Annotated in this window: 15 protein-coding genes; 7 read left to right on the plus strand and 8 right to left on the minus strand. The window is 65.7% G+C overall.

Going from position 1 to position 19,823, the window contains the following annotated elements:
• Positions 1–19: 19 nt before the first annotated feature.
• The 5 genes from ACT4ML_RS12305 to ACT4ML_RS12325 all read right to left on the minus strand — a co-directional run bounded on the left by ACT4ML_RS12305 (position 20) and on the right by ACT4ML_RS12325 (position 8,747).
• Positions 20–1,297 carry a hypothetical protein gene (locus tag ACT4ML_RS12305; protein ID WP_444721132.1) on the minus strand — a complete coding sequence of 426 codons (1,278 nt, stop codon included), beginning with the start codon at positions 1,295–1,297 and terminating at the stop codon, positions 20–22.
• 944 nt (positions 1,298–2,241) lie between these two features.
• Complete coding sequence (locus ACT4ML_RS12310; RefSeq protein WP_444721133.1) at positions 2,242–3,837, minus strand: cell division protein FtsZ; 1,596 nt, start codon at positions 3,835–3,837, stop codon at positions 2,242–2,244.
• A 241-nt stretch (positions 3,838–4,078) separates the two neighbouring features.
• The gene (locus ACT4ML_RS12315; protein WP_444721134.1) at positions 4,079–5,629 is read right to left on the minus strand and encodes a hypothetical protein; all 1,551 of its coding nucleotides are present in this window, start codon (positions 5,627–5,629) and stop codon (positions 4,079–4,081) included.
• A gap of 92 nt (positions 5,630–5,721) precedes the next feature.
• Positions 5,722–8,100, minus strand: coding sequence for a DEAD/DEAH box helicase (locus tag ACT4ML_RS12320; RefSeq protein WP_444721135.1), 2,379 nt, complete (start codon positions 8,098–8,100; stop codon positions 5,722–5,724).
• 50 nt (positions 8,101–8,150) lie between these two features.
• Positions 8,151–8,747 (minus strand): hypothetical protein, encoded by a 597-nt coding sequence (locus ACT4ML_RS12325; RefSeq protein ID WP_444721136.1) that lies wholly within the window; start codon positions 8,745–8,747, stop codon positions 8,151–8,153.
• Between the two features lie 226 nt (positions 8,748–8,973).
• Between ACT4ML_RS12325 and ACT4ML_RS12330 the strand changes: the two genes are divergently transcribed.
• Positions 8,974–9,897: a hypothetical protein gene (locus ACT4ML_RS12330; protein WP_444721137.1), complete on the plus strand. Its 924-nt coding sequence runs from the start codon at positions 8,974–8,976 to the stop codon at positions 9,895–9,897.
• Positions 9,897–10,916, plus strand: coding sequence for a hypothetical protein (locus ACT4ML_RS12335; RefSeq protein WP_444721138.1), 1,020 nt, complete (start codon positions 9,897–9,899; stop codon positions 10,914–10,916). The genes ACT4ML_RS12330 and ACT4ML_RS12335 overlap by 1 nt, the downstream gene beginning before the upstream one ends.
• Before the next feature lie 70 nt (positions 10,917–10,986).
• Here the strand turns inward: ACT4ML_RS12335 and ACT4ML_RS12340 are convergent, their stop codons facing one another.
• Positions 10,987–11,508 (minus strand): PH domain-containing protein, encoded by a 522-nt coding sequence (locus ACT4ML_RS12340; RefSeq protein WP_444721139.1) that lies wholly within the window; start codon positions 11,506–11,508, stop codon positions 10,987–10,989.
• 176 nt (positions 11,509–11,684) lie between these two features.
• Here ACT4ML_RS12340 and lipA point away from each other — a divergent pair, with 176 nt between their 5' ends.
• From lipA to lpdA, 5 genes are all read left to right on the plus strand, one after another.
• Entirely contained in the window at positions 11,685–12,653 is a 969-nt protein-coding gene (gene lipA, locus ACT4ML_RS12345) for a lipoyl synthase (protein ID WP_444721140.1), read from the plus strand.
• A 288-nt stretch (positions 12,654–12,941) separates the two neighbouring features.
• Positions 12,942–14,048, plus strand: coding sequence for a pyruvate dehydrogenase (acetyl-transferring) E1 component subunit alpha (gene pdhA, locus ACT4ML_RS12350; protein WP_444721141.1), 1,107 nt, complete (start codon positions 12,942–12,944; stop codon positions 14,046–14,048).
• A 4-nt stretch (positions 14,049–14,052) separates the two neighbouring features.
• Complete coding sequence (locus ACT4ML_RS12355; protein ID WP_444721142.1) at positions 14,053–15,048, plus strand: alpha-ketoacid dehydrogenase subunit beta; 996 nt, start codon at positions 14,053–14,055, stop codon at positions 15,046–15,048.
• A gap of 2 nt (positions 15,049–15,050) precedes the next feature.
• Complete coding sequence (locus ACT4ML_RS12360) at positions 15,051–16,730, plus strand: dihydrolipoamide acetyltransferase family protein (RefSeq protein ID WP_444721143.1); 1,680 nt, start codon at positions 15,051–15,053, stop codon at positions 16,728–16,730.
• 71 nt (positions 16,731–16,801) lie between these two features.
• Positions 16,802–18,271 carry a dihydrolipoyl dehydrogenase gene (lpdA, locus tag ACT4ML_RS12365; RefSeq protein ID WP_444721144.1) on the plus strand — a complete coding sequence of 490 codons (1,470 nt, stop codon included), beginning with the start codon at positions 16,802–16,804 and terminating at the stop codon, positions 18,269–18,271.
• A gap of 89 nt (positions 18,272–18,360) precedes the next feature.
• Here the strand turns inward: lpdA and ACT4ML_RS12370 are convergent, their stop codons facing one another.
• Both ACT4ML_RS12370 and ACT4ML_RS12375 read right to left on the minus strand, forming a co-directional pair.
• A complete protein-coding gene (locus ACT4ML_RS12370; protein ID WP_138243570.1) occupies positions 18,361–18,657 on the minus strand; it encodes a DUF7521 family protein in 297 nt (98 codons plus the stop codon).
• Entirely contained in the window at positions 18,654–19,031 is a 378-nt protein-coding gene (locus tag ACT4ML_RS12375; protein ID WP_006431791.1) for a winged helix-turn-helix domain-containing protein, read from the minus strand. Before ACT4ML_RS12375 ends, ACT4ML_RS12370 begins: the two co-directional genes overlap by 4 nt.
• Positions 19,032–19,823: the final 792 nt, after the last annotated feature.

Raw genomic sequence — 19,823 nt, forward strand, 5'->3', positions numbered from 1 at the left:
GCGCGATCCGCGATTCGACCTACCCCCGGAGCCGGCGGAGCATGACGCTATACTCGTTTCGCTCGTAGAGCGCCTCGACGTGTCCGAGCACCTCGTCGGCCGCCGCGCAGAGGCCGACCGCCCGCATCGGACTCTCGCCGTCGACGCGCTGGGCCTCGGCCCGGAGGTCGTCGGCCAGCGAGAGGAAGTGACGCGGAATGGTGTGGTTGTGATCGGCCCGTACGTCGATGTACTCGCGCTCGATCTCGTCGATCCGCTCCTCGAGATCCTCGATCAACTGCCCGGTATCTGCCCCGGTGTCTCCCCCGAGCGACCGCGACAGCCGCGGCAGCAGCGTCCGATCGTAGAACGTACACTCCTGATAGATCGCGTACAGCTGCACGTCGGTCACCCCGTCCCGCTCGAGCATCGCCTCGAGTTCCCGGACCCGGTCGGCGAGATGCCGGTAGACGTCGCCGTCCGCCCGCTGAAGTTCGTCATCGAGAGCGTCGAGCCGCCGTCGAACGTCGCGCTCGCCGATGTCCGCGATCGACGCTTGCAGGTCCGCATACGCGTCGAGCGAGTCGACCGTCGACCGCAGGACCGGCGCGGTGTCGTCCGACGCCGGCTCGCTCAGCGTCTCGAGCAACTCCCGGGACTGTGGCGACTGCGGTCTGATCGAGCGCTCGAGATCGGCGGCAATCGATTCGACCGACATCTCGGTCGGTCCCGTCGCGTTCGGGTCCTCGAGCGCGATGGCCCCGCTCTCGAGGGCGTCCGCGAGTTCCGCGGTTCGGTCGGCGATATCGTCCGCCCGGAACGCGAGCGCGTCGCTTCGGTCGGCTTCGCGACAGACGGTCTCGGCCGCGGTCCGTATCCGCTCGTACTCTCTTCTGGACCGTTCCAGTTCGGCTTCGGTTTCCGAAAGTTCGGCCTCGGTCGCCGAGAGTTCGGCTTCGACCGACGCCGTTTCGCTGCCTTCGAGGACGCGATCGAACACCGGCTCGAGACCGGCGGCGATCGGCCCCTCGCGCACGGACAGCGTTCGTTTCGCCGACTGGAGCTGTGCGTCGACCGTCGGGTCGTCGATGCTTTCGACGGCGTCGGCGATAGCCCCTGCGTGCTCGAGTCGGTCGACCGCATCCTCGAGAGCGTCCTCGAGTTGCTCCTCGTCCGGGTCGGGGTCCGAGAGAACCCGACACAGATCGTCGGCGATCGGATCGGTCGGTCGCGTCCGCGAGGTGACGGCATCGGCGACCGTCGTCACCGGATGGTCCGCCGTCTCTGTCGGCTCGTCGCGGTCGTCTCGAGGGGCCACCGGCTCGTCGTCGCGCGGCTGTTCGGTGACCGGTGACGGTTCCGTCCCCTGTTCTCGTGATGGGTCTTCCTGGGCCGCTGGTGAGCGAGAGTGACTTCGATTCGTCTGCGGTCCGGCGTTTCGTTCTCGATTCGAACTGGGGTTTTTGAGTCGCCGAATGCGTTGCCGGATCTCGGAGACGAGTTCGTCGACAGTGTCGCTCGTATTCGAGTGTATCGTGGTCGAGTTCCCGCCCGATGTCTGAATCTCGAGTTCGGTGTGGCCCTTGGTTTGCTTCGACTGAACACCGGTCAGCTGATCATAGTAGATCTCTTTGTCGGAACCGCCGTCTGTCCCCGATCGGGACTCCATATCGTATTGCGCTTTTCCATGCAGACTGATCGACGTATCAGTCAGGACGATAGAGGTGTTATAATACGTATCAGACGGTTTTACCAACATCGGTGAACTGCCTGAACCGGACAACAGATTATAGATCTCGCCGCTATCGACTGCGATACCTTGCTTTGCCTTCCGTTCCGATTCGCTGACGAAGCCCTCGATAAACGGCTGGTAATTATTGTTGACTTCCCTGACGCCCCAGTACCAAATGCCGACTCCCCCAATCAAACCGAGACCGGCGAACAGTACCACGCTGTCTCCCATTACTCCGATGACAGTAAACGCGATTGTCACACCAATGATCACGAGCCACGGTGACCACCCTATCTTCCATCGGAGTCCGTTAACCTCCCCTGCCATTATATAGCGAACGAATGTACTCAAGTCCTGATTAAGCTTCTGCCCTGATATATCAGTTCAAGATTGATTTCTATCGAAGAAAGTCGTTTCTGAAAACGTGGCAGACGGAGAGTGCTATGAACCGAGTCAGAACGGTCCATATCGGTCCCGTGTGGCGGCTGCGGTCGAATCTCTGGCTGGGGGTATTGATCTCTGTCGCTGCCTCAAGCCATGTTCTCCCGTCCGAGCGAGGAAAACAGCGCCTCGACCGCGTCCCACTCCTCGCGGACGTTCTCGGCCTGTTCGCTATTGCCCTCCTGTTTCAGCCGCTGGGCCTGATCGTACATGTCCGAAAGCGACGGCATCTCCGGGTTCCACAGCGTCCCCCAGAGGTAGACGTCGTCGAGGTCGGGCGTGACGAGTTGTTTGACGTGGACGTCGACGGTTTCGATCCCCGAGACGTCGCCCGCGTCGAGGAACTCCTCGCCGGAGATGATCTCGGTCAACGTGCCGTCGGCGACGAACTCCGAGACGTCGTCCATCTTCTCCGGAGGGCCGTACGCCAGGAACGTCCCGCCCCACGCGGTCGTCGGATCGAACTCGGCCAGCTTGTTCTGGAACAGCGCGTTCCGAACGAGGATCTCGAGTTTCGATCGATCGATGGCGTTCGCCCGCGACCGTCCGAGCACCGGCGCGAGGATCACGGCCGGCGTAAACGACACGTCGGGGTTCAGCTGGTACTTGTCTTCGACCGGCCGGAAGCTGTCGGCCGGATCGAACACGTCGCCCATGATCGACATCGTCGCGTCCCGATCGAGGAACTGCGGCACCGACGACATGGTAAACGCCTCGAGAAACGCCACGAGCGGCCGGTTGATCTCCGTGTACTGCGGCGGATTGTACTCCTCGAGGCGGTCGATCCGCGGGCGGATGTCCGCCTGGACGTTCTCGAGACGGTTGTTGTCGAAGGGGATGATCGCGTCGACCGCTCGCGAGGTGCGCGCGAGTCCGACGACGCCGTTTACCTTCGCGCGGCCGCCGTACTCCGAGTACTCGGTCCCCTCCGAGGGAATGACGACGCTGCTGAACAGCGGTTTCGGGACGATCGTCTCGTCCGCGAGGACCTCCGTTCTGAGCTTCTCGGCGAGCACCGGCGTCGCGCCGCAGCCGGTGCCTTTCGTCACGCTGTGGACGAACATCACCGCTTGGGAATCTTTGATGTGATCGGTCCGCATGTCCCACCGCTCCCGGAACGGGTCGGCGTCCCCCTCGAAATCGGCCTCCATGAGCTGTCTGCCGATGTCCCATCGGTAGCCGGCCCCCGCGTAATCGTGTCGACCCGAGCCGATGATACAGTTCGGCAGCAGGTCGTTGCGGCTGTAGTCGTTTTCCTCCTGTGCGTAGTAGGTCTGCTCGAGTTCGCTGACGTTCGTGTTCAGCGCCCCGTAGCCGGCGAGGCCGCCCTCCCAGATCCGCGCGCGTCGCTCGTTGTTCTCCGACAGCGTTTCGCGGCGCAGCAAGATCGCGTCGAGGAGGTTGTTCCCCGCGCCGCCGACGCCGATGAGGAACCACTTCTTGCCGTACGAGCTATCGAGCAACTCCTCGCTCGGCGTCTCGGGCGGCGTCCCCGGTTCGGGTCCGGGCCCGGGGTCGGTTGACTCCGACTCGGACTCCGCGGCGAAGACCTCCTCGCGCAACTCCGGATACACCTGTTCGACGGAGGCCGGTTCGTCGCCGTGTGCGGCTCGGATGTGCTCGACGAGGGTCGCCCGCTCCCACTCTCCCTCCCGCGCCATACAGATTTTACAGAGATTCGTCATTCTCGATACTACCCTACCCGTACGTCGGAACTATCTAAAGGATTACGTGTGATCCGTCGGTGTTCGCGCATCGTACTCCTCCGTACATAGCGTTCGCGATTTACTGGACATTCCTGTAGTAAAATTATTGATATTTGCCCGATAACGAAAGCATTCGATCGCTCACCGCCGTCGGCACGCGGGTAACGCCGTCTCTCGCAGCGGTCGTCTTCCGCCGCCGACCCGTTTCGCAGTGATCGGCTCAGCCACCGTGGCGTTCCGCGAAGCGCTCCCGCAGCGTCTCGAGGCCGCCGGTCGGCGTCGTTCGATCGGTGAACTCGATCTCGAGAAAGCCCGGCGGGGCCCCCTCTTGCAGGTCGACCGCGGCGACGATGTCCGTCTGTCGCCGGCAGAACGCGGCCAGTTCCTTGAGGACGGCCGGTTGTGCCACGCCCGTCGGGAGTCGCTCGGTCTGACACTGAACGGTGTCGCCGCCGGTCTCGCCGTCGAGTTCCCGGAGGACGAACAGGATCTCGTCGGCGACCGACTCGGTCGTGACGTGGTTCCTGCTCCCCGCCGAGGCCGTCGACCCACCGGTCGGCGTCCGTTCGCGCGCCGACGACCCGTCGCCGCCTCTCGCCGTCTCGCTCGTGACTCCCGTCGTGTCGCCCTCGCCGCCGAGCGCGTTCCGTTCGGAAATGACGATCGCGTTCCCCTCGACGGACGCGTCCACGTCGTACTGCCGTTCGATGATCGGCGCGAGATCGGACACCAGCGCCGTCGAGACGGCGGTCGGCAACTCGACCGTGCCGCTCCCGTGCTCGATCGTGCCGATCAGGCCGCCGAGGAGGTCGACGGTGACGAGCAACTCGTCGGCGGCCTCGCGGGCGTCTCGAAGTTCCCGCTGTGCGTCGTCGAACGCACAGCGGTGCAGCGACCGGGTCGCGTCCGATACGTCGCGTTCGATTTCGGCGACTCCCTCGACCTCGTCGTGTCGCCCCGCCAGTACGAAGTCATCGACGCGATCGGCCAGCGACCCCTCGAGTCGGTCGACCAGTTCGCGGACGTCCCCCAGCGTCGCCTCGATCTCGTCTCGCAGGTCGACGATCTCCCCCTCGCGGCGACGGACGTATCGGTGGACTTCCTCACGGTGTTCGTCGACAGCCGCGGCGGCCATGGCCGCCTCACGGAGCGTCCCGTCTTCGAGTCGATCACGGACGGCCGCTTCGGCCGACCCGACGTGGACCGTCTGACCTGACGGCGGCAGTGTGAACTCGCGGTACCGGCTCGGCAGATTCACGACCTCGTAGCGCTCGCCGTCCGGCGCGGTGAGTCCCACGTCGAGTCGACCGTCGGCGAGCGCGTCCTCGAGCCCGCGACGGAGGTCCCGCTCGGCGCGATCGAGCGCCGCCCGATCCGGATCGCGATCGTCGGCCGCGACCTCGCGAACGCGGTCGACCGCGTCGGGAACGATCGGCTTGAGTCGCTCGAGGGTCGACTCCCCGATCCGATCCGCGAACGCCTCGCGGCTGCGCTCGGTCTCGACGTCGTTCCTCGCCGGTTCGTCGCTCGAGCGATCGTCGGAACTGCCGGACCCGTCGGTCGCCGTCCCGGACCGAACCCGAACGACGACCGCGGCACCGACGATCGCGAGCACCGCCGCGACGAGTGCGAGCGCGGTCGAATCGTCCGCCAGCGACAGCACCGTGCCGGATCGCCCTGTCCACTCCGTCGCGCCGATCCACGTTTCGATGGCCCCACCCCCCGACCGCACCGCGGCCGCCGCTTCTCCCACCCGAAACTCGGTCTGCATGTCGGGAGTGTCGAGGGTAGAACCGCAAAGAAGTATCGGCTATCGAACGACTATCGAACAGTTACAGCCATCGTCGGATCGTCGTTCAGGGATTACCGAACGCGAACGGTCCGCGTGTCCGTAATCGGGACCAGCGGCTCCTCGGGGAAGGCGACGCTGACGGTGAACTCGAGTTCGTCTGCGTCGGCACCGAAGACGCCGACCGGGAGGGTTTCTTCGTCGCGCAGATAGGTGTTCATGCTCGTCATCTCCACGCTATTGACGGTCACGCGGATGCCCGCTCGGGCGGGTTCGCCGACGTTTCGGACCGTGACCTCGCAGACTTCGTTCTCGCCCGTCGCGACGGTCTCGGGGAACTGGGCCCACTCGATATCGATCGCGGGCAGGGACTGTGCGCCCTCGTAGACGCCGTCGGCGACGCCCTCCGAGAGGCCGGCGTCGACGAGGCCCTCGACGCCCGCGTCGACCACGTCGCCGGGCGTCGAGAGCCCCTCCGTCGCGAGCTTGCTCGCCCGACCCGGCCCGACGCCGTCGATGGCGGTCAGCCCGACCGCGTCCTCAGCGACGCCGTTCTCGATGCGAGCCTCGACCCGCCGCGCGAGGTTCGCGGCGTGGGGGCCGACGAACCGATCGAGGAAGGCCCCGAGCGCCGAGAGGAGCCGCGTGGCGTTCTGGCGGATGACCCACGCGTCGCTGCGGAGTTCGGAGGGGGTCGACCCGCTGGCCGCGCTGCGGAGGATCGCGAGCACCTTCCGCTCGCCCGCCTCGAGGTCGTCGGTATCCTCGCCGACGAGGACCGCGCTGATCGCGTCGCGTTCGTCCTGTCGCGACGAGACGGAGTCGAACTCCGCGGCGGTCGCGACCGCCTCGAGGATGGCGCCGGTCGTCAGTTCGTCGCCATTGGCGCTTCCGCCGTCTTCGCCGCCGACGCGGTCACACAGCGCCGCGAATCGGGCCGCGGTGTCGAGCCTGAGATAGTACTTCGAAGTGAGGACGCCACGCGGCGTCGCCTCGATCGAAAGGTCCTCGCCGGTCTCGACGAAGCCGCGGTCGACCAGCCCCTCGAGACAGTCCCGGACCCGCTGGCGGAGGTTCGGAAAGTCGTAGTCGTCGGGTTTGGACTGGCCGCGGACGTAGTAGAAGGTCGTCTCGAGCCAGTCCATCACGTCCTCGAGATCGGTGATCGTCCCCATCGCGATCTCGGCGTTGAGGTGGGTTTCGAGGCTCTCGGCCAGTCGGGACTCGATCTCCTTGCCGTCCCGGAGCAGCCGGCGGTACTTGTCGGCTTCCGCCGAGTCGGAGATGACCCACCCGTAGCCGATGTCGTCGTAGCCCGGGCGGCCGGCGCGGCCGAGCATCTGGAGCACGTCGAGGGGACTCATATCGACTTCGCCCTCGAGGGGGTCGTGGTGTTTCGTGTCCCGAATCACGACACAGCGGGCGGGCAGGTTGACGCCCCACGCCAGCGTCGAGGTCGAGAAGAGGAGTTCGACGTGGCCCTCCTTGAACCACTCCTCGACGAGGTCGCGGTCGTTCTTCGAGAGCCCGGCGTGGTGGAATGCGACGCCGTCGAGCACCGATTTCCGGAGCGTGCCGTCCTCGATCTTGTCTTTCGACTCGGTGTGGAAGTCGTAGTCGCCGCGGGCGCCGATGGGAATGTCACGTTCCGCGATCTCGTCTCTGGCCTTCTTGGCAGCCTGAACGGTGTCCTGTCTGGAGGAGACGAAGACGAGCGACTGGCCGTCCTCGCGGAGGTGGGGCTCGGCCAGATCCAGCGCCCGGTAGAGCCGCCGGTACTTGTCCGCAAAGGAGTTGTCGCCGTGCGTATAGGTCTTGACGCCCGCGTTGAGTTCTACGGGTCGGTACTCCTCGCCGAACTCGAAGGTCGTCTCCTCGGGGGCGTCGAGCCACGCCGCCACGTCCTCGATGTTCGGCATCGTCGCCGAGAGCGCGACGACCCGGGGGTCACAGAGCCGGCGCAGGCGAGAGATCGTCACCTCGAGCACCGAGCCCCGGCGGTCGGCGTCGAGCAGGTGGACCTCGTCGATGACGCAGACGTCGATATCCGTGACGAAATCGTACCGTCGCGAGTCGTGTTTGCGGGTCGCCGAATCGAGTTTTTCGGGGGTCATCACGAGGATGTCCGCCCGGCGCGCCCGGCGCGGGTTCAGGTCGCGCTCGCCGGTGACGACGTAGACCGAGTAATCCAGCTCCTCGAACCGGTCCCAGTCGTCTTCCTTCTCGTTCGTCAGCGCTCGCATCGGGGCGATAAAGAGCGCGGTGCCCCCCTCGGCGAGCGACTTACAGATCGCCAGTTCCGCGAGCGCCGTCTTTCCCGAGGCGGTGGGCGCGCTCGCGACCACGTTGTCGTCCGACTCGAGTAATGCGGGCAGTGCCTCGCGTTGCATCCGGTTGAACTCCTCGAACGCGAACGCGTCGGCGAATTCGGGGAGAACCTCGGCGACCTCCATCACACGGAAACGGGGAGTGCCGGGTCAAAGGCGTTTCCTTCGAGTCGCCGCTACTGTCCGTTGATGGCGGTGGCGATCGCAGCCCCGACAGTGGCGAACACCAGCGGATAGAGAATCCCGCCAAGTACGATCGCGGGCAGGAGCGTCGGCCCGATCGAACTGGTCGTCTCGATTCCCCAAACGGACGCTTCGGTGTTGGCTTCTGCAACGACCGCGCCGAGGCCGAGAACCACGGCGTACCCGATCGTTACCGGAGCACCAGCCATGACGGCATCGCCGAGATCAGTAGTCTCCCATCGCACGGCCAGAAACGCACCGACTGCGAACAACACTAGGGGCGGGAGCACGTACAACACGTCGGCGCTTGCGCTGTTCGACTCGGCGATGAGATTGAGGATACCAGTTCCGCCGAACGAACCGGCCTGTCTGGTAGCCTCGATATCGACCATGTGGGCTTCGTAGAAGTACCACGCGACGCCCTTCCAACTGGCGACTTCGCCGTCGAGGTTCTGTCGAACTTCGGCACCGATCAGCAAATATGTGAGGAGGTACCCGATCGCGGCGGCAAAGACGCCGAGTCCCGCACTCGCCGCGACGCTCGAGCGGTTCGGAACCGAGTCGTCGGAGACCGTCGACTGTCGACTCATTGTGTCGCCTCCGGAAGCGGTTTGATATAATGTGCTTTGTGGTTCGATCTCCGTATCTGACGCGTTTCGATCGGGCTCGACATCGCCGGTTTCCGGACGACGAGACGTATTTGCGACCGAAACCGCACCACTCGTCTCGTCGGTCGCGGCGCCTGTTCGACCGCTCGAGGAGCGCCGACGGTCTCGAAAAGTGATTAATACGACGATGATGTTTGCCTTCTCGTATATGTCCGAAAACGAGAAGCCGCGGCGGATGTCGCGCCGCGGCGTGCTGTCGGCGGTCGCGGGAACCGGCGTCGCCGCCGCGTTCGGGACGGCCGCGTCGAACCGCGCGACCGGCGACTCGAGTATCGGCGATGCGACTGACGGTATCGGCGACGCGATAGACGAACTCCCGCTGGGCACCTTCGAGTCGACGCTCGACGGGTGGGGGACCGACGGTGACCTCGCGCTGTCGCGGGTCGCCCGAGGTGACCGTCCGATCGCCGTCACCGAGGGCGAGTACGCCCTCGAGGTCGCCACTGACGGCGAGTCGGTACCGACGATCTCGCGGCCCGTCACCGATCTCGACCTCTCGACGCATCCGTACTTCGTCGCCGACGTCACGCCGGGCCGGATCGACGGGACCGACGCGCCGGTCGCCTTCAGATTCCGCCTCTATCGTCCGTCGGACCTCCTCGAGGACGGGCTGACGGAGGAGCCGGTCGCCGAGTCAGAGCCGGTGACGGTTCCGCAGGCGACGCCGGGACACGTCTACTGGGACGCGAGCGACATCGATCTCGGCGTTCTCGACGCGGTTTCCCGGCTCGAGATCGGCTGGTACCCGGCCGATACCGGGTCCAATTCGTCCGATTCGCCGGACGGAACGGTCGCGTACCGCGGCGGAATCGCCCTCGATAATATCCGCGCGACCGACTCGGTCGACCCCGTGGGGCGGGCCCGACTCGCGGCGACGATGCGGGACCTCCAGTTCGACCGCGGCGCCTACGTCCGGACCGAGGTTCTCGAGGAGTTCGAGGCCGGGGAGACGGGCGCGTTCGTCTTCGCCGACGGCGAGACCGAGCCGTATCGGTTCGAGACCCTCGCCGCGGATCGGTTCCTGCTCACGGTCGCGGACGCCGAGATCGCGTTCGGCGGGGGGTGGTCCTGATGGTCGACCGCGCCGCGTCGGCGACGACCGTCACGCTGCTGCCCGGCCACAGCGAGAACAGTTCGGAAGGCGGCGACTCCTTGAACAGTGCGATGCCCGACTACGGCGGCAAGAGCCTCGACGCGTGGTTCGTCGCCGACGCCGTGACCGATCTCCCCGACGACCTCGAGGCGGTCCGGGAGATGCGAAAACATCTCCCGGAGTACGACGAGGGCCTCCGGCAGTACCGCCTCGCGAACGAGATCGACCTCTCCTTTGCGACGCCCGACGGACGGACCCTCGTGGAGCCGAGCGTCGCCCTCGAGACGAACGCGGACGAGCGGCCGTCGTACGTCGCCGTCGAAGGGGAACCGGGCGAGGAGAACGTCGTCAGGGACATCATCGAGCGCGACGACCTCGACTGGTTCGACGGGAAGGACAAGCTCCCCGCCGACGTCGAGGACAAGCGGTTCGAGAGCGACGCCGTCCGCGAGACGGTCGACGGCGTCGACGGCGTCCGCGCCGCCGTCGTCTTCGGCGGCACCGATACGTACATCGAGATTATGCGCGAGAAGTTCTACGAACTCGGGCCGGTCGAGTTCCTGGAGACGACGGGAATGGACGTCGAGGCGGTGCCCGCGTTCATCGTCCAGCCGCCGACGATGTACACCTTCCTCGAGCTCGCGGTGATGGCCGACGGGACGACCCTCGCCCGGACCTGGGACGCCAGCCCGTATCCCAAACACTACCTCTACGTCGACGAGCGAAAGCGCGACGAGACCGAGTTCGAGGAGGGAAGTCGGCTCGAGGGCGGCGAGTGGCGGCGAAACGAGAACGCCAACGAGCGGTTCGGCCGGTGGACGATGGAAGAGCAGGGCCTCCGATCGCCGTTCTCGCCGCACACGCGAGCGGGCTACGAACGATCCGTCGACGGCGCCGACGCAGCCGGGCTCGCTCCGGTGATGAGCCACGGCGAGGACGGCGACGAACTGACGGCGTCGGCGGTCAGGTCCGCGCTGCCGCCACTGTTCCCGTGGTAGGCGGTCGTCCAGTCTCGATGACACCGAGCGTGCGGACGTAAGTGGGCGGTCGGTTCGGTCTCTGCCGCGATCAGACGGCCGTTTCCTCGCTCGAGGCCGCGGTCTCCTCGAGCCGGTCGCTGAGCCGGCTGCTGGCCCGTTCGGGTTGGGGGACGCGTTCGAAGACCAGTTCCGGTTCACCGGAGCCGGCGGTGTAGACGGTCAGGTCGCCGTAACCCAGCAGGCGGCCGATGCCGGACTGGCGCAGACTGGTGTTTTGAACCCGATCGAGGCGGAACTGGGTCACGTCCCTTGAGATCACGCCTCGCTTCTTGTAGAGTTCCGTGGAGGTGATGACGTAGCGCGTGTTCGTCCAGATGAGATACCGGGCGAGCGCGATAATCACCCCGGTCACCGTGACGAGGACGCCGAGTATCGTCAGCAGCCCGACGCCGTCGGTCCCGCTCCAGCCGGCGACCAGAATGCCCGCGAGCGCGAGCCCGATCCCGACCGGGAGCTCGGTCCCCATCGCGAACGGATGCGGACGGCTCTCCCAGACGATGCTCTCGTCGTCGCTGATATGAAACCAGTCGGGCGTCGAGCCGAAGGCCATCGGCCGCGCCTATTCCGTACCCGTCCGTAAAGCTATCGGGGGAACGGACCGGTTACCCGCGACGCGGCCGATTTTCGGGCGGTTTGCTGCTCCATACCGACGTGTCACGTCGTGGCCGACTCGAAACGAGCCGCGGGACCACCACGGTTTTTGACCGCGCGGACCCATGTGGGGATATGAGCCGCGCGCGCAAGCCCGACTGGCTGAAGAGTCGCCCGCCGTCGGGACGGGAGTTCGCCGGCATCCGGGAGACGCTGCGGGACCACGACCTCCACACCGTCTGCGAGGAGGCCAACTGCCCGAACCTGGGCGAGTGCTGGTCGGGCAGAGGCGGGTCCGACGGCGATGGGTCGGGCGGCGGCACGGCCACCTTCATGCTGATGGGTGATCGCTGCTCTCGAGGCTGTAACTTCTGTGACGTTCGAACCGGTGGGATGGAGGCCCTCGACCCCGACGAACCCGAAAACGTCGCCGAAGCGATCGCCGAAATCGGGCTGGACTACGTCGTCCTCACCAGTGTCGACCGGGATGATCTCCCCGATCAGGGCGCGGGCCACTTCGCCGAGACCATCCGCGAGATCAAGGCCCGCCACCCCGGCATCCTCGTCGAGGTGTTGATCCCCGATTTCCAGGGCGAGGAGCGACTCGTCCGGAAGATCATCGACGCCGAACCCGACGTGATCGCCCACAACGTCGAGACCGTCGAGCGGCTGCAGTATCCCGTTCGTGACCGCCGCGCCGGCTACGAGCAGAGCCTGTCGGTCCTCGAGCAGGTCGGTCGGGAAAGCGACATTTACACCAAAACCTCTGTCATGCTCGGGCACGGTGAGTACGACCACGAGGTCTACCAGACGCTCGCGGACCTGCGCGAACGCGGCGTCGATATCGTCACACTGGGGCAGTATCTGCAGCCCTCGCGGGACCACCTCGAGGTCCGGCGCTACGACCACCCCGATAAGTACGAGACGTGGCGACGCGTCGCCGAAGATGAGTTAGGCTTCCTCTATTGTGCCAGCGGCCCGATGGTGCGCTCGTCGTACAAGGCCGGCGAACTGTTCGTCGACGCCGTCTTGCGCGAGGGCAAGAGCGTCGCGGAAGCGAGAGCCGACGCGCGTCGTACCCGGCCACAACAGACCGAGTCCTAAGAGCGCTCGCGACCGCGGCCACCTGCCGGGCGACGCTTCGTTCCGACCACGAGCCACGGGGAGTCCATTTCGTTTGATCGCCCGCGCCGACAGTCGCTCGCGCTCGAGAGTCACCTTCCACAACCGGAAGAAATCGGTCGACTTTGCGCACTTCTGTTCGCTGTTGTCGAGATCTGGTACGGAGGCGTACAGCCGTCCGGCAAAAATCCGACGAACAGTAACCTACTTTTGGGAAACTCCTTTATCCTGAGCGATAGTTCATTAGGGTATGTACAGGTGGGTTGTCCCGTGAGTACGTTACAGCGCGATCCCCGCGAGCGAGTACAGATACTCGACGAGGCGGGTCGGGTCCGAGAGGGTGCCGAGGTTCCGGACCTCACCGACGACCAACTCGTCGAGATGTACGAGCAGATGCGGCTCGTGCGCCGGTTCGACGAGCGAGCCGTCAGCCTCCAGCGACAGGGGCGGATGGGCACCTATCCGCCGCTGTCCGGACAGGAGGGCGCACAGGTCGGCAGCGCCCACGCGTTGGCCGAGGAGGACTGGGTCTTCCCCAGTTACCGCGAACACGGCGTCGGGCTGGTTCGGGGCCTCTCCCTCGAGCGGACCCTGCTCTACTGGATGGGTCACGAGCGCGGAAACTACATGCCCGAGGACGTCAATATCTTCTCGGTCGCGGTCCCCATCGCGACCCAGATTCCCCACGCGACCGGCGCGGCGTGGGCCTCGAAACTCCGCGACGAAGACAAGGCCTTCGTCTGCTACTTCGGCGACGGCGCGACCTCCGAAGGCGACTTCCACGAGGGGCTGAACTTCGCCGGCGTCTTCGACACGCCGAACGTGTTCTTCTGTAACAACAACCAGTGGGCCATCTCCGTGCCGCGCGAGCGCCAGACGGCGAGTGCCACGCTCGCCCAGAAGGCCACCGCCTACGGCTTCGAGGGGGTGCAGGTCGACGGCATGGACCCGCTCGCGGTGTACAAGGTCACGAAGGAAGCCCTCGAGAAAGCCAGGGATCCCGGCGAAGACGAGTTGCGGCCGACGCTCATCGAGGCGGTCCAGTACCGGTTCGGAGCCCACACCACCGCCGACGATCCCTCGGTCTACCGGACCGACGACGAGGTCGAACGCTGGAAGCAGAAGGATCCGATCCCGCGCCTCGAGACCTACCTGCGGTCGACGGGAACCCTCGACGCGGAGCGGGTCGACGCGATCGAGACGCGGATCGAGGAGAACGTGGCCGACGCGATCGAGTCGGCGGAATCGGTCGAGCGGCCCGAGCCCGAGGAGATCTTCGCCCACGTCTACGAGGGGATGCCCCGACGGCTACAGCGACAGCTCGAGTACTTCGAATCGATCCGCGAGGACCACGGCGACGACGCGCTCTTGGAGTGATACTATGGCTGCAGAATCAGGCTCGGAGAACCTCACGCTGGTACAGGCGGTACGGGACGGATTACACACCGAGATGGCTCGCGACGACGATGTCATCGTCATGGGCGAGGACGTCGGCAAGAACGGCGGCGTCTTCCGGGCGACCGAAGGGCTCTACGACGAGTTCGGCGAGGACCGGGTCGTCGACACGCCGCTCGCAGAGTCGGGCATCGTCGGGACGGCGATCGGGATGGCCGCCTACGGGATGCGGCCGGTCCCCGAGATCCAGTTCATGGGCTTCATCTATCCCGCGTTCGACCAGATCGTCTCCCACGCCGCGCGCCTGCGGACGCGCTCGCGCGGACGATACACGTGTCCGCTGGTCGTCCGCGCCCCCTACGGCGGCGGGATCCGCGCGCCGGAACACCACTCCGAATCCACCGAGGCGATGTTCGTCCACCAGCCCGGGCTCAAGGTCGTCATCCCGTCGACCCCCTACGACACCAAGGGGCTGCTGACCAGTGCGATCCGGAGTCCCGATCCGGTGCTCTTCCTCGAGCCAAAACTCATCTACCGGGCCTTCCGCGAGGAAGTCCCCGACGAATCGTACGAAGTCCCCCTCGGCGAGGCGGCCGTCCGCCGCGAGGGAAGCGATATCTCGGTCTACACGTGGGGCGCGATGACCCGGCCGACGCTCGAGGCCGCCGAGAATCTCGAAGACGAGGGGATCGACGCCGAGGTGGTCGACCTGCGAACGGTCTCGCCGCTGGACGAGGAGACGATCGTCGACTCGTTCAAGAAGACCGGCCGCGCCGCGGTCGTCCACGAGGCACCGAAGACCGGCGGACTGGGAGCCGAGATCACCGCGACCCTGCAGGAGGAAGCCCTACTGTATCAGGAAGCCCCGGTGGAGCGTATCACGGGTTTCGACACGCCGTTCCCGCTGTACGCGCTCGAGGACTACTATCTGCCCGAGCCGGCGCGCATCGAGGACGGCATTCGAGACGCCGTGGAGTTCTGATCATGGTTAGGGAATTCGAACTACCGGACGTCGGCGAGGGAGTCGCGGAGGGCGAACTGGTCTCGTGGCTGGTCGAAGCGGGCGAGACAGTCGAAGAGGACCAACCCGTTGCGGAGGTCGAGACGGACAAAGCCCTCGTGGAGGTTCCCGCGCCGGTCGACGGCACGGTCCGCGAGTTACACGTCGAGGAGGGTGCGGTCGTCCCCGTCGGGACGGTAATCATCTCCTTTGATGTAGCGGGAGAAACCGAAGGAGCAGCCGAGACGGAGACGGAATCGGAGCGAGAGCAGACGAGCGAACCCGCCGGCGTCGACGAACCGGGCGAGCCACAAGCGGAAACCGGTGACGCTGCCGGCGACCCCGGCGCGACCGGGGCGGACACCGAAGCGGTCGCGCCGCCCGACGATCGTGTCTTCGCACCTCCGCGCGTGCGCCGGCTGGCCCGCGAGGAAGGGATCGACCTCTCGAGTCTCGAAGGGAGCGGTCCCGGCGGTCGAATCACCGCGGCCGACGTGCAGGCCGCTACCGGCGGGGCCGGCGACGGCGCGGTACAGGCCCAGCCGGAGGCCGCCGAACCCGCAGCCGCAGCCACATCTGATACGGCCGGCGCTGAATCGAGCACGAGCGACTCGAGCGCTGCGAGTACCACTGGCACCGGCGAGGGATCGGCTTCCGCGGCAGGGGCCGAGGCCTCGAGTACCCAACGGACCGAGACGCCGACACAGGTCGAGTCGGCGGATCGCGACAAGACACTGGCCGCGCCCGCGACCCGGCGGCTCGCCGACGAGGAGGGGATCGACATCGATTCCGTCCCGACGACCGAGGAGCGCGACGGTGAGGCGTTCGTCACGCCGGAAGCCGTACAGGAGTACGCGAACGCCCAGCAGCGGGCACAGGAGGCGGATCGGGACGCGGTCGAAGCCGGTGAGGGGGTGGGGACGAAGGGGACCGAGTTCGCCGAGGGCGAGCGCGAACGCCGCGAGCCGTTCAGGGGCGTCCGCAAGCGGATCGCCGAGGCGATGGTCGAGTCTAAGTACAGCGCGCCCCACGTCACTCACCACGACGAGGTCGACGTAACCGAACTCGTCGAGGCACGCGAGGAACTCAAACCGCGTGCCGAGGAGCGCGGCATCCGGCTCACCTACATGCCGTTCATCATGAAGGCCGTCGTCGCGGCGCTGAACGAACACCCCGAGATGAACGCGGTCATCGACGAGGAAAACGAGGAGATCGTCTACCGCGACTACTACAACATCGGGGTCGCGACCGCGACCGATGTCGGACTGATGGTACCGGTGGTCGAGGACGCCGACCGGAAAGGACTGTTGCAGCTCTCCTCGGAGATGAACGAGGTCGTCCAGAAGGCCCGCGACAGAACGATCAGCCCCGGCGAACTGCGGGGCTCGACGTTTACGATCACCAACGTCGGAGCGATCGGCGGCGAGTACGCCACCCCGATCATCAACTACCCCGAGGCGGGCATCCTCGCGATCGGCGCGATCAAGCGCAAGCCCCGGGTCGTGGTCGACGAGGAGACGGGCGAGGAGTCGATCGAACCCCGCTCGGTACTGACGCTGTCGCTGTCGTTCGACCACCGGCTGATCGACGGGGCCGTCGGCGCGCAGTTTACGAACACCGTCATGGAGTACCTCGAGAACCCCGGCCTACTATTGCTCGAGTGATCGAAGCCAACGCTACCGAATATGGACGCACACAGTTTACGCACGACACACGCGACGGAGGAGGATAACTGATGGTCGTCGGAGACGTCACCACCGGAACCGACGTACTGGTCATCGGCGCGGGCCCCGCCGGCTACGTGGCCGCGATCCGCGCGGGCCAACTCGATCTCGACGTCACGCTCGTCGAGAAGGACGCCTACGGGGGGACCTGCCTGAACTACGGCTGTATCCCCTCGAAAGCGCTGATCACCGCGACTGACGTCGCCCACGAAGCCGCCACCGCCGAGGAGATGGGCATCCACGCCGACCCCGCGATCGACCTCGCCGGAATGATGGACTGGAAGGACGGCGTCGTCGACCAACTCACCGGCGGCGTCGAGAAGCTCTGCAAGGCCAATCAGGTCACCCTGCTCGAGGGAACCGCCCGCTTCGCCGATGAGAACACCGTCCGCGTCTCCCACAGCGGCGAGGGGCAGGGCTCCGAGAGCCTCGAGTTCGAACACGCCGTCATCGCGACCGGCTCGCGGCCCATCGAGATTCCGAACTTCGAATACGGGGACGAACCCGTCCTCGACTCGAAACAGGCCCTCGCGCTCGAGTCCGTCCCCGACTCGCTTGTCGTCGTCGGGGCCGGCTACATCGGGATGGAACTCGCGAGCGTCTTCGCCAAACTCGGGACCGACGTGACCGTCCTCGAGATGCTCGACTCGATCCTCCCGGGCTACGACGACGACCTCAAACGCCCGGTCAAGAAACGCGCGAACGATCTCGGAATCGACTTCGAGTTCGGCTATACCGCGACGGAGTGGCACGACCGCGACGGCGAGGACGGTATCCGCGTCGTCGCCGAACCGGCCGAGCAGGCCGCCGCTGACGGAGGAAGCGCCGAAACCGTCGAAGACGAACGTCTCGAACTCGACACCGAAAAGGTACTCGTGGCCGTCGGCCGCCAGCCGGTCTCGGACACGCTCGATCTCGCGGAAGCCGGTCTCGAGACGGACGACCGCGGGTTCATCGAAACCGATTCGCGCGCACGCACGAACGTCGACCACATCTTCGCCGCGGGCGACGTCGCCGGCGAACCGATGCTCGCACACAAGGGCAGCGCAGAGGGCAAGGTCGCCGCCGAAGTGATCGCCGGCGAACCCGCCGCTCTCGACCACCAAGCAATGCCGGCCGCCGTCTTCACCGATCCCGAAATCGGAACCGTCGGCATGACCGAATCCGAGGCCGAAGACGCCGGCTTCGAGACCGTGATCGGTCAGTTCCCGTTCCGCGCCAGCGGCCGCGCGCTCACGACCGGGGACTCCGACGGATTCGTCAAAATCGTCGCCGACGACGAAGACGGCTACGTCCTCGGCGCCTCGATCGTCGGCCCCGAAGCTTCGGAACTGATCGCCGAACTCGGCCTCGCGATCGAACTCGGCGCGACTCTCGAGGACGTCGCGTCGACGGTCCACACCCACCCGACGCTCTCGGAAGCGGTGATGGAAGCCGCCGAAAACGCGCTCGGACATGCGATTCACACGCTGAACCGCTGACGCGGCGACCGCCCGCGTTCCGTACTCGCGCTTCGTTTCTCACTTTCCGCTGGTAGGTACCGACTCCGAAAGAACAGACGGCTCCGGTCTCACTGCACGTACAGCGAGTACGCGATCACCACGAAGCCGGCCAACACGAGCAGACTCTCGAGCAGGATCCCCGTCGCGAGCTCGACGCCGAGGAGTTCGTACAACATGCCGGCGAGCACCAACCCGAGCGTGACGAGGCCGAACCCGCCCGCGAGATAGCCTAACGCGCGCTGGCGGGTCCGTCGATACGCCTTGAACGCGAAGTACGTAATAATGCCCCCGACCACGAGCACGAGCGTCTTGACGACGGCCAGCGCGAGCATGATCTCGGCCGAGCCGGCGGGAAATGGATTCATGTTTCCTTTCGCACCTCCGACCACAGGTCCGCGAGCCGTTCGTCCGCCGTCCGCGCCGGCCGATCGATCTGGACCGTCAGCGACCGGTCCTCGTCCAACCCGAGCGTGATCTCGTCGAACGCGACCGAGTACTTGCTCGCGTGATGTCCGTCCTGTCGAATCTCGGTCGACTCCTCGAGCAGCGTCGCCTCGGTCAGCAACTCGAGTTTCCGGTACAGCGTCGACTGCGGGATCTCACACCGCTTCGACAGCTCCGATGCGGTCATGGGTTCCTCGAGGTTTCGGATGATCTCACGGCAGTCGGGATCGTCCAGCGCAGAGCAGATCTCCTCCGCGGCCGGCGTCGATTCCGAAGCGAACGGGTCCCGGACCATTCGTCTCCACCTTGCAACGCACGTGGTTTATCGGCATCGATGCGTTCCCCGGTCTCCGCCGTCGAACCGTCGACACGAAGCCTTCTTGCGCGTGCGCGCTCGAGTGCGACTCGCGCGGGTATCATTCGGTCCGACTCCCTACAAGGGCGGGATGACCGGCCGACCTCCGCCCGCGTGACACCCTTTGCAGCCCTGAGTCGATTTGCTCGAGGAGCGACTGCATTTATTAGTATTAGTGATGCGACCCTCTCGTGGAAAACCGTGGTATGGTAGCGGGTTCCGATATCAGTCTGGTCCGACGGTCTTATATGTGTACCCGGCATCGATTGGAATGCGAACGACGTGGCGTACACCGCCACGTTCCCTCCGGCCGAAACCCGGCGCGGGGGATGTCTCACATCCACCCACGGAGTGTCCGTCGGTACGATCCGACGGCCTTATCCGTACACGAGGGTTCCACTATGGATGTGTTCGCGACCGGTGTTCCCGGTTGCGACAGTCCAGAGCCCTTATACGTGCGTGGGCGTTCAGTTGTGATCGCACACGCCCTTGCCGGATGCGATTTCCGGCTGGGCGGCGATCCGACGCCCTTATATGTACGAGGGCATTCGGATGTGAACACGAAAGATGTGATCGACGGGACGTTCAACTCGTCCCGTCATCCCGGATGGTTCCGGTCCGAAGGGGTTATATACCCCGGACGGCTTAGGAATAAATCCGCACGAGATGAGGATTCCACCCCTGCGGTCCGCCGTACAGATGGGATCTGATGTTAGCCTTGGTAGTTCGGTG

The organism is Natrinema sp. LN54, assembly GCF_052439245.1.
In the GTDB taxonomy this organism is placed as follows: Archaea; Halobacteriota; Halobacteria; order Halobacteriales; family Natrialbaceae; genus Natrinema; species Natrinema versiforme_A.

Coding starts and splice junctions, on each gene's coding strand:
- lipA (WP_444721140.1), top strand. CDS start 11,685: ATGAGCCGCGCGCGCAAGCCCGACTGGCTGAAGAGTCGCCCGCCGTCG.
- lpdA (WP_444721144.1), top strand. CDS start 16,802: ATGGTCGTCGGAGACGTCACCACCGGAACCGACGTACTGGTCATCGGC.
- ACT4ML_RS12320 (WP_444721135.1), bottom strand. CDS start 8,100: ATGGAGGTCGCCGAGGTTCTCCCCGAATTCGCCGACGCGTTCGCGTTC.
- ACT4ML_RS12340 (WP_444721139.1), bottom strand. CDS start 11,508: ATGGCCTTCGGCTCGACGCCCGACTGGTTTCATATCAGCGACGACGAG.
- ACT4ML_RS12330 (WP_444721137.1), top strand. CDS start 8,974: ATGTCCGAAAACGAGAAGCCGCGGCGGATGTCGCGCCGCGGCGTGCTG.
- ACT4ML_RS12335 (WP_444721138.1), top strand. CDS start 9,897: ATGGTCGACCGCGCCGCGTCGGCGACGACCGTCACGCTGCTGCCCGGC.
- ACT4ML_RS12360 (WP_444721143.1), top strand. CDS start 15,051: ATGGTTAGGGAATTCGAACTACCGGACGTCGGCGAGGGAGTCGCGGAG.
- ACT4ML_RS12325 (WP_444721136.1), bottom strand. CDS start 8,747: ATGAGTCGACAGTCGACGGTCTCCGACGACTCGGTTCCGAACCGCTCG.
- ACT4ML_RS12375 (WP_006431791.1), bottom strand. CDS start 19,031: ATGGTCCGGGACCCGTTCGCTTCGGAATCGACGCCGGCCGCGGAGGAG.
- ACT4ML_RS12315 (WP_444721134.1), bottom strand. CDS start 5,629: ATGCAGACCGAGTTTCGGGTGGGAGAAGCGGCGGCCGCGGTGCGGTCG.
- ACT4ML_RS12310 (WP_444721133.1), bottom strand. CDS start 3,837: ATGACGAATCTCTGTAAAATCTGTATGGCGCGGGAGGGAGAGTGGGAG.
- ACT4ML_RS12370 (WP_138243570.1), bottom strand. CDS start 18,657: ATGAATCCATTTCCCGCCGGCTCGGCCGAGATCATGCTCGCGCTGGCC.
- ACT4ML_RS12355 (WP_444721142.1), top strand. CDS start 14,053: ATGGCTGCAGAATCAGGCTCGGAGAACCTCACGCTGGTACAGGCGGTA.